This window comes from Micromonospora sp. NPDC005203, from assembly GCF_042872705.1.
Classification (GTDB): domain Bacteria; phylum Actinomycetota; class Actinomycetes; order Mycobacteriales; family Micromonosporaceae; genus Micromonospora.
Genome location: NZ_JBIAKV010000005.1, coordinates 371,585 through 380,407 on the forward strand (window position 1 = coordinate 371,585; position 8,823 = coordinate 380,407).

Genomic DNA, 8,823 nt, shown 5'->3' on the forward strand with positions numbered 1-8,823 from the left:
TCGGCGACCGAAACTGCAAGATCGCGCGACGGTCGCCCTTGTGGGTGAACGCCACTCGGCTCCGGCCCACGCCGGTCCCCGAGCCGGCATGCTGCGACGGTGACGCCGGCGCGGAGGGGGAAGCACATGGTTGACGGGGATGTGCCAGAGCGGATGCAGGCCGCTGCCCTGGACGAGTTCGGCGGGCCGGAGGTGATCACGCTGCGAAAGCTGCCGATCCCGCAGATCGCCGACGACGAGATCCTGATCAAGGTCCGGAGCGCCGGCGTGGGCGTGTGGGACGTGTACGAGCGGCAGGGCGTGCTGGTGCCGGAGGGCTCGGCGCTCCCGATCGTGCCCGGCTCCGACGGCGCCGGCACCGTCCTCGCCGCCGGCAGTAAGGTGTCCAACGTCGGGGTCGGTGACCTGGTCTACGTCTCCGCCACCACCCGCCCGAAGGGCGGCTTCTACGCCGAGTACGCGGCGGTCAAGGCAGAGTACGCGGCGAAGGTGCCCGACGGCGTACCGGCCGAGCACGCCGGGGCCATGCCCACCGACGCGCTGACCGCGCTGGCCGGGCTCGACACCGTCAGCCTGTCGGCCGGCGCCTGGTTGTTGATCTTCGGTGCGAGCGGCGGTCAGGGTCACCTGGGCGTGCAGTTGGCCAAGCGGCAGGGCCTGAACGTGATCGCCGTGGCGTCCGGGGCGGACGGCGTCGCGCTGGTGACCCGACTCGGCGCCGACGTGTCCCTCGACGGCCACGCCGACCTGACCGAGGTGCTCGCCCGGATCCGGGACGCGGCACCGGCCGGGGTGGACGCCATCCTGGCGATGGCCGGCGGCAAGACGCTGGACCGGCTCACCGAGGCACTCACCGACGGCGGTGTGGTCGCCTTCGCCCACGGGGTGCAGCCGGAGCCGCAGGAACGGTCGGGCGTGGTGGTCCGGGCGTACGACGGCGAATCGAGCCCCCGACAGTTGCAGCGCCTCAACGAACTCGTCGAGGCCGGCCCGTTCGTGGTGCACGTCGCGGAGAAGTTCCCGCTGGGCAAGGTGCGCGACGCGCACCAGCGCCTGGAAACCTCCTACGCCGGCAAGCTGCTGCTGACGGTGGCCTGAGACCTCAGCGCGCCGTGCGCTGTTGCGGCACGCGTACCGATGCCATGCCGGCCGCCGTCGCGGCCTGGATGCCCAGGTCGGTGTCCTCGAAGACCAGGCACGACCCCGGGGGTACGCCGAGGTGTTCCGCCGCGAGCAGGAACGCCTCCGGGTCCGGCTTGGCCCGGGTGTAGTCCTCGGCGCAGACCAGCACGTCGAACCGGTCCAGCAGGCCGAGCGCGTCGAGCGAGGCGGTGACCGAGGCGCGGGTGCTGCCGGAGACCACGGCGAACGGGACCCGCCGGTGGGCGTCGTGGATGTGCGCCACCACCTCCGGCACGGCGGCGAGCTGCGGCAACAGCTCCTCGTAGTAGCTTTCCCGGCGCTCGACCACTGTCGCCACCGGCATGGCCAGCCCCTGCTGCTCGTTCAGGGCGACGATGATGTCGGCGGTCGGCCGTCCACCCCAGGCGTAGAAGAGGTCCTCCGGGAACTCGCAACCCCAGTCGTGCAGGGCCCGCTGCCAGGCCAGGTAGTGCAGCGGCATCGAGTCGACGATCGTGCCGTCGCAGTCGAACAGGTACGCGGCGAACTCACCGGCTGGCAGCGGCAGACTCATCCGGGGAAGGGTACACAGCTCACCCGGTCGTGACGGCTTCCAGTTCGCTGAGCAGGTACGCGCGCTCCGGTTCGGTGCCGACAAGCGTCAACGCGCTGCGGTACGCGGCGGCGGCCTCGTCGTACCGACCGAGCCGGCGCAGCAGGGCGGCCCGCGCCGCCGGATAGGGGTGGTGGCCGCGCAGGCGCGGATCGTCGGCCAACTCGTCGAGCAGCGCGAGCCCCGCCTCCGGCCCGTCCCGCATGGCCACCGCGGCGGCCCGGTTCAGCGCGACGACAGGCGAGGGCATCAGGCCGAGCAGCACGTCGTACAGCGCCACCACCTGCGGCCAGTCGGTACTGGCCACGTCGGCGGCCTCGTCGTGCAGCGCGGCGATGGCGGCCTGCACCCCGTACGGGCCGGGCGCCCGGCCGGTCAGCGCGACCACCACCAGGCCGCACCCCTCCTCGATCATCGGACGGTCCCACCGTCCCCGATCCTGGTCGTCGAGGAGGATCAGGGCGCCGTCCGGTCCGGTACGCGCGTCCCGTCGGGCGTGGACCAGCAGCATCAGGCCGAGCAGCCCGGCAACCTCCCGCTCGGCCGGCAGCAGCCGACGCAGGATCCGGCCCAGCCGGATGGCCTCCTCGGCCAGGTCGATCCGTTGCAGATCCGGGCCGGAGCTGGCCGCGTACCCCTCGGTGAAGACCGAGTAGACGGCCTGGAGCACCGTGGGCAGACGACCGGGCAGCTCGTCGGGGCCGGGCACCCGGAACGGGATGCGGGCGTCGCGGATCTTTCGTTTGGCCCGGACGAGTCGCTGGGCCATGGTGGCGGGCGGCACCAGGAAGGCCCGCGCGACCTCGGTGGTGGTGAGGCCGGCCAGGAACCGCAGGGTGAGCGCTCCGCGATCCGGCGCGGCCAGGGCCGGGTGCGCGCAGGTGAAGAACAGCGCCAGCCGGTCGTCGGGCAGGTCCCGGTCCGCGTCGGCGGGCGGCGCGTGGTCGGCCCGCTCGGCCTCCGCCCGGAGTACGGCGAGCCGGGTCGCCAGCACCCGGTCGCGACGCAGCCGGTCCACCGCTCGACGCCGGGCCGTGGTGAGCAGCCAGGCGCCCGGCCGGCTCGGGACGCCGTCGATCGACCAGTGCGTCAGCGCCGCCTCGATGGCCTCCGAGGTGACCTCCTCGGCCAGGTCGAGGTCGCCGAAGCGGCGCACCAGCGAGGCGAGCAGTCGGCCGCGTTCCTCCCGGAACACCGCCTCCACAAACGACCCGACTGCTGCCGCCTCACCCGGCACGGTCAGACCTGCACGTCGATCTCGGCGATCGGACGTACCTGGACCGATCCGGTGCCGACGGCTCCGGGGCTGCGGGCCGCCCAGTCCAGCGCGGCGTCGAGGTCCGGCACGTCGATGATGTCGTACCCGCCGAGCAGCTCGCGGGTCTCAGCGAACGGCCCGTCGGTGATCGTGCGGTCGCCGTCCGGGCCGACCTGCACAGTGGTGCAGGTGGTCAGGTCCTGCAGGGGATGCCCGGAGACCCAGACCCCGGCGTCCTTCATCTCCCGGTCGTAGCGGATCCAGTCCTCGAAGCTGCACCCGTTGTCGACGACCTCTCCATCGACCATGGGGCTCATGAACAGCAGCATGTACTTCACGTTCGGCTCCTCTCGGTGCGGCGCGTCGCCGTACAGCATGACGACGGTCGAGGCCCGCGGATATCGACACGGCGGATCAGGTCTTTTCCGGCCGGGAGTTCACGACGCCGGTCGGTCCACCCGTCGCAGGTCCCGTCGGTCCATTCGTCGTTCGAACCGGGTGACCCCGATCAGGAAGGCGGTCAGCAGGGCGAGCGCCGCAAGTGGCGGCAGGGAACGACCCATCGGCAGCAGAGCCAGTGGCAGCAGTGCGGCGACGACCTGCCCCGGGTAGAGCGCGCCAACGGTCAGCCGACGGAAGACCAACCTGCTGAGCAGGTAGAGGGCGGTGCCGCCGTAGAGCGCGGTCGCGGCCTCCCAACCCAGCCGGCCGGGATGCGCGGACCCCTCGGTGAGCTGGGCGATCACCTCCTCGATGCCGAGCGCGACGTAGATGGCGCCGATGATCAGCGGGGAGTGCCCGATGCCGTACGCGTCGCCAGCCACGCTGGCCCGCCGCCCACCGGGCACGTTGCTGACCGCCTCCCGGGCGGCGGCTGCCAGCCGGTCGAAGTAGAGCCACCACAGGCACACCGTGCTGGTGAGGCCGAGCAGCGCGGCCAGCACGGCCGCACCGACCGGTGCCATCGTCCGTGGCCCTTCGCCGGCGGAGATCAACGACTCGCCCAGCGCGATGATGAGCACCAGACCGAACCGCTCGGTGAAGTGGTCCACGCTGCCCAGTTGCCAGGGCCGGAAGGCGGACGCGATCCGCGCGCCGCCGATGTCCACCAGCAACGCGGCCGTCCAGAGCGCCGTCTGGGCCGCGCCGCCGAGCAGCGCGCCGACTATCAGCGGGAGCCACGCCAGGATCACCGGCACGCTGAAGAAGCGCAGTGTCGAGCGCAATGCGGGGTTCGTCGCGCTCACCCAGAACAGAATCACGAGCTGCACCGCCCGGCCAATCACGTAGGCCAGGGCCAGGGTGAGCGGCGCGTCGAGCAACCCGGGGCTCTGTTTCCAGGCGTCGGGCAGCACCAGCGCGGCCAAAAATATGGCCGCCATCGCGACCAGGGTGGCCGCGCGGACCAGGCCGACATCCGGGCGGACCAGGTTCCCCACCCAGGTGTACGGACCCCAGGAGTAGAGCAGCAGGAGCAGGAGGAGTAGCCCCTGGGCCAGGGTGAGCGCGCTCGGCGACACCGCCATGAACGTGATGACCCGGGTGAGCGCGAAGACGAAGACCAGGTCGAAGAAGATCTCGAACATCGTGGTCCGGTGCGTCACCCCCGCCGGCACCGGACGAATGTCGACTATCCTCCTCATACGCGCATTCTGCGCCATCTGGGTCGCTGGCCCATCCGGTCTACCCGCCCGGCCTCGCTCCGAAGAGCAGGAAGAACCGCTCGGCCGCTCCGATATCGCCGTGCACCTCGACGTCGCCCGCCGAGACCGCCGATCGCAGCGGCGTGCCGCCGAACATCAGATCCCGCAGCGCGTGCACGGTGCCGGTGACCGTGACGTCGACCTGGCCCGACCGGCCACGAGCCACGCTGATCCCACTCGGTGCCACCCCCACCTCGAAGGCGTCGGCGCCCACCTGCAACCGGAGTCGAGTGGTCATGGGCGCGTCGGCCGGTGGCCGATAGAGGGCCTTCAGCAACAGCATGAACGCATCGGTGCTCATCTCGACGCCCGGCTCCGCGGGCAGGCCGGCCCCCCACCGCGACAACTCGATCAACGTCGGCTCCAGTTGCTGACCGCGTTCCGTCAGCTCGTACGCGTGCACGCTGGCCGGCGGCCCGAGCTGCACCCGCCGGACGATGTCGGACTGCTCCAGCTCCCGGAGTCGCTGGCTGAGCACGTTCTGGCTGGCCCTCGGCAGGCCGGCCCGCAGATCGCCGAAACGTTTCGGACCGAAGACCAGCTCTCGGACAATCAGCAGAGCCCAGCGCTCGCCGACGATGTCCATGGTTCGCGCCGCCCCGCAGGCGTCCTGGTAGGTCCGCTGAGTCACGTCGTCATCGTAGTCGGCCTCCACCGAACAGTGCTAACGTCGTACTATCTAGTCCTAACTTAGGAGTACCTGATGGATCCACTGCTCGCCAAGGTGATCGAGCGTCACGGCGGCCCTGACCGCTGGAACACCGCGTCGACCCTCACCACCCGGCTCACCTACGGCGGCCCGTTCTGGGCATTCAAGGGCAGACCCGACTTCGACGGCACCGAACTGGTCGAGGCCGACCTGCACCGGGAGCAGATTCGCCACGTCCAGGAGGGCACCGGCCGGGTCACCGAGTACGACCGCGACACCGACCGGGTCACCGTCACCGCAGTCGACGGCAGCCTCATCGACGAACTGACGAACCCCCGGGCCAGCTTCGCCGGCTATACCCGGGAGAGCCAGTGGACGCTCGCCCAGGCCGCCTACTTCCGTGGCTACGCCACCTGGCACTACCTCGTCGAGCCGTTCCTGTTCAGCTGGCCAGGCGTCGAGGCGCACGAGGTCGAGCCGTGGGTCGAGGGCGGCGAGTCGTGGCGCGGGCTGCGCGTCACGTACCCCGAGAGCCTGGACACCCACAACGACACCCAGTTGTACTACTTCGACGACAGCGGGCTGCTGCGGCGCATGGACTATCAGCCGGTGGTCAACGGCTCCTCGCCGACCGCGCACTACGTGAGCGGGGCGATCGAGGTCGACGGGCTGGTCGTGCCGACGCGACGCCGGATCCACAACCGCCAGGAGGACCGCACGCCGGACCTGTCCTGGACGCCGATCACCCTGGACCTGGCTGACGTCCGGATCCGCTGACACCCCGACGGTGTCGCAGTGGCCCCGGCGTCACGTCGCCGACCGGACGCCCCGGCCTCAGGTCGAGGCGTCCGTCCGGCGCCGGCTCCGCTCAGCCCGCCGCCGCACCTGCTGGTACGCGCCGGTCAGCCCCATCGCCCGGCGTACCTCGACCATGGTCTGGCGGACCTCCTCGCGGGTCCGCTCCGTGCCCTCGACGATCAGCCGGTCCACCAACCCCCGGTCCGCCTCGATCTCGGCCCGACGCTCCCGGATCGGCGCCAGGAACCCCTCCAGCGCGGCAATCAGCCGCTGCTTGACCTCCACGTCGCCGACCCGCCCGGCCCGGTAACGCCGGGCCAGGTCGGCCACCTCGTCGCGGTCCGGATTGAAAACCTCGTGGTACGCGAACACCGGGTTGCCCTCCACCGTGCCCGGCACGTCGGCGCGTACCCGGTTGGGATCGGTGTACATGCCGAGCACCTTGCGACGCACCGTCGCCGCGTCGTCGGAGAGAGCGATGGTGTTCCCTCGGCTCTTGCTCATCTTGGCCGCCCCGTCGGTGCCCACCAGACTCGGCGTGTCCGCCGCGATCAGCTCGGGCACCGGGAAGACCGGGCCGTACAGGTGGTTGAACCGCCGGGCGATCTCCCGGGTGACCTCGACGTGCGCGGCGTTGTCCCGACCGACCGGGACCACCTCGCCCTTCACGCAGAGGATGTCCGCGGCCTGAAGCACCGGATAACCCAGCAGCCCGTACGGCATCTCCTCCTTGCCGGCGTCGCGGGCCATGTCCTTGAGGGACGGAACCCGTTCCAGCCGGGGAACCGTCACCAGGTTCTGGAGCAGGGTGTTGAGGTCGCCGACCTCGGGGATCGCCGACTGGAGGTAGAAGGTGGCCCGTTCCGGGTCGACGCCGGCGGCGAGGATGTCCGTGACCATCTCCCGGGCGTTGCCGGAGACCTGGTCGATGTCCTCGCGGCGGTTGCGAGTGGTGAGCATGTGCAGGTCGGCGATGATGAAGAAGCTCTCGTAGCGCCGGTGCAGCCGTACCCGGTTGGCGATGCTGCCGACGTAGTGGCCAAGGTGCAGGCGGCCGGTCGGCCGATCGCCGGTGAGCATTCGTGCGACGGACATGGTGGTGCCTCTCGTTCCGTTGGTGGGTGACGCGTGGGCGCGCGCCGAGCGGGGCGGGTCAGCCCTCTCGGTCGGCGGGATCGGCTCAGCGAGCCGTCCGCCATCGCGCGCCGGCGCGGAACCGCAGACCACCGGCACGGAGGACACCCAGGAGTTGCTCACGGCCATCGCCGGAGCGGGTCGGAACACCGGGCGCCGCGCCGAGGCGGAGGCCGTCGACCGTGTCGACCGGCTTCGCTGCGCAACTGCCCGTCCGAACCACGGCCTCACACTACCCGCGGGGCGGCACCGGGCAGGGGTAGCTGGTTGGCGGCGTAATAGGCGCCAACGCGTTCCCGGTACTCCGGGTCGGCCGGATCCGCATCGAACGGCGGTGCGTCGTTGACCTGCTGCCTGGTGCGGTCGACATGCACGACACGTTCCTGGTGATCCACCCGCTCCACCGTGCCGGCGGGGAGCAGCACCCGCTGACCGAAGATCCACGGGCCGGTGTCCACCACCAGGTACCCGGCATCCGCCTCGTTGCTCGCCTGGTCGATGGTGCCGATGCGTCCGTCACTCGCCTGCCGCGCGGGCATCGAAACGGACCGACGAGCCTGGACCCGTCACGTCGCCGGGTCGCGGCCGGGTGCCGGGCGGCCTGCTGACGGGCGGGTGTCCGCGAACGGCCAGGTGAACAGGTGCGCTGGCATACTCGGCAGCCATGGTGCTGTCGCGAGGGTGGGCTGTGTTCCTGGTCGGGGTCGGGGTCTGGACCTGGGTTATCTGGCCGAGGTTCGCGGTCGCCATCTGGCAGGACCCGCGGTCCTGGACATCCGGCACCGTCGGCGACGGCTCCGCCACCAGCTTCCTGTGGGTCCACGTACTGCTGATCGCGGCGTCCCTGGCCATCGGGACGACAGTCGGTGTCCTCGGCATCCGGGCCTGGCTCGCCGCCCGCCGGCGGCCGGCGTCCTGACCAACTCTCGTCCCGGTGGCACACCCGCGACCAGGACCGAGCACCCCTCGGTCGGAACGGGCAGTCGGCCGGCGACGCGAGTGTGACGGGCGACGCTACCTGCGGATTTGACGATCAAACCCGCAGACGCGTAACTTTCTCTCTGCCAGCGCGGAACGGGGCAAACGGGACGGAAGTCCTGAGGCCCCGAAACGAGCTGGCAACCGGGTCACGGAGGGGTTCACTCCTGCGAGACACGGTCCGGGCGGTGCTCGCCGGATCGGCCGCGAGGCGGATTTGGTGCAGCGAAGCCGACCGGGTAAGGTTCACGACCGGCAGGGAACCGGGCGAGACTGCGGGAAACCGCAGCGGCCGGCCTGCCAAATCCGACGACCTGACGCAGCGGCCTGCTGCTGCGTGAGTGCGCCGGCGCTAAGCCGTACGAAGCATGACAGACCGGGACACACGGTTTGACACGGCGAAGACGGTGAGGTAACGTAGTAAAAGTGCCCGGCGCGAGAGCGACGGGGACACGGTACGGAAAGCCCCGGTTGGGGTTCCACTGAGGTGGGGCTTCTGGTCGGTGTGTGGTTGTTCTTTGAGAACTCAACAGGGTGCTTGTAAAGCCAGTGCCAATTATGATTTATA

General features: G+C 70.8%; 10 protein-coding genes. 3 read left to right on the plus strand and 7 right to left on the minus strand.

Translation table 11 applies throughout. The features are described from left to right. Nucleotides 1-126 precede the first annotated feature (126 nt). Nucleotides 127-1,098, plus strand: a complete 972-nt coding sequence (locus ACFYPM_RS15455) for an NADP-dependent oxidoreductase (protein ID WP_387196358.1) — start codon at nucleotides 127-129, stop codon at nucleotides 1,096-1,098. A 4-nt stretch (nucleotides 1,099-1,102) separates the two neighbouring features. On the opposite strand, the gene ACFYPM_RS15460 is transcribed toward ACFYPM_RS15455, so the two are convergent. The 5 genes from ACFYPM_RS15460 to ACFYPM_RS15480 form a co-directional block, all read right to left on the minus strand. Then, a complete protein-coding gene (locus tag ACFYPM_RS15460; protein ID WP_387196361.1) occupies nucleotides 1,103-1,696 on the minus strand; it encodes an HAD family hydrolase in 594 nt (197 codons plus the stop codon). A gap of 19 nt (nucleotides 1,697-1,715) precedes the next feature. Continuing rightward, nucleotides 1,716-2,972, minus strand: a complete 1,257-nt coding sequence (locus ACFYPM_RS15465) for an RNA polymerase sigma factor (protein WP_387196364.1) — start codon at nucleotides 2,970-2,972, stop codon at nucleotides 1,716-1,718. A gap of 2 nt (nucleotides 2,973-2,974) precedes the next feature. Then, on the minus strand, nucleotides 2,975-3,322 hold the full coding sequence (locus ACFYPM_RS15470; RefSeq protein WP_357377155.1) for a YciI family protein: 348 nt from the start codon (nucleotides 3,320-3,322) through the stop codon (nucleotides 2,975-2,977). Nucleotides 3,323-3,430: 108 nt separating this feature from the next. Continuing rightward, a complete protein-coding gene (locus ACFYPM_RS15475; RefSeq protein WP_387196367.1) occupies nucleotides 3,431-4,636 on the minus strand; it encodes a low temperature requirement protein A in 1,206 nt (401 codons plus the stop codon). A 40-nt stretch (nucleotides 4,637-4,676) separates the two neighbouring features. Continuing rightward, nucleotides 4,677-5,327 carry a winged helix-turn-helix transcriptional regulator gene (locus ACFYPM_RS15480; RefSeq protein ID WP_387196370.1) on the minus strand — a complete coding sequence of 217 codons (651 nt, stop codon included), beginning with the start codon at nucleotides 5,325-5,327 and terminating at the stop codon, nucleotides 4,677-4,679. 72 nt (nucleotides 5,328-5,399) lie between these two features. Between ACFYPM_RS15480 and ACFYPM_RS15485 the strand changes: the two genes are divergently transcribed. Beyond that, nucleotides 5,400-6,122, plus strand: a complete 723-nt coding sequence (locus tag ACFYPM_RS15485; protein WP_387196373.1) for a hypothetical protein — start codon at nucleotides 5,400-5,402, stop codon at nucleotides 6,120-6,122. A gap of 57 nt (nucleotides 6,123-6,179) precedes the next feature. On the opposite strand, the gene trpS is transcribed toward ACFYPM_RS15485, so the two are convergent. Together trpS and ACFYPM_RS15495 are read right to left on the minus strand one after the other, a co-directional pair. Further along, entirely contained in the window at nucleotides 6,180-7,238 is a 1,059-nt protein-coding gene (gene trpS, locus ACFYPM_RS15490; RefSeq protein ID WP_387196376.1) for a tryptophan--tRNA ligase, read from the minus strand. 266 nt (nucleotides 7,239-7,504) lie between these two features. Continuing rightward, complete coding sequence (locus ACFYPM_RS15495) at nucleotides 7,505-7,816, minus strand: hypothetical protein (RefSeq protein ID WP_387196379.1); 312 nt, start codon at nucleotides 7,814-7,816, stop codon at nucleotides 7,505-7,507. Between the two features lie 125 nt (nucleotides 7,817-7,941). Here ACFYPM_RS15495 and ACFYPM_RS15500 point away from each other — a divergent pair, with 125 nt between their 5' ends. Continuing rightward, complete coding sequence (locus tag ACFYPM_RS15500) at nucleotides 7,942-8,196, plus strand: SCO4848 family membrane protein (RefSeq protein ID WP_387196382.1); 255 nt, start codon at nucleotides 7,942-7,944, stop codon at nucleotides 8,194-8,196. Nucleotides 8,197-8,823 lie beyond the last annotated feature (627 nt).

Coding starts and splice junctions, on each gene's coding strand:
- ACFYPM_RS15455 (WP_387196358.1), top strand. CDS start 127: ATGGTTGACGGGGATGTGCCAGAGCGGATGCAGGCCGCTGCCCTGGAC.
- ACFYPM_RS15460 (WP_387196361.1), bottom strand. CDS start 1,696: ATGAGTCTGCCGCTGCCAGCCGGTGAGTTCGCCGCGTACCTGTTCGAC.
- ACFYPM_RS15470 (WP_357377155.1), bottom strand. CDS start 3,322: ATGCTGCTGTTCATGAGCCCCATGGTCGATGGAGAGGTCGTCGACAAC.
- ACFYPM_RS15475 (WP_387196367.1), bottom strand. CDS start 4,636: ATGAGGAGGATAGTCGACATTCGTCCGGTGCCGGCGGGGGTGACGCAC.
- ACFYPM_RS15485 (WP_387196373.1), top strand. CDS start 5,400: ATGGATCCACTGCTCGCCAAGGTGATCGAGCGTCACGGCGGCCCTGAC.
- trpS (WP_387196376.1), bottom strand. CDS start 7,238: ATGTCCGTCGCACGAATGCTCACCGGCGATCGGCCGACCGGCCGCCTG.
- ACFYPM_RS15495 (WP_387196379.1), bottom strand. CDS start 7,816: ATGCCCGCGCGGCAGGCGAGTGACGGACGCATCGGCACCATCGACCAG.
- ACFYPM_RS15500 (WP_387196382.1), top strand. CDS start 7,942: ATGGTGCTGTCGCGAGGGTGGGCTGTGTTCCTGGTCGGGGTCGGGGTC.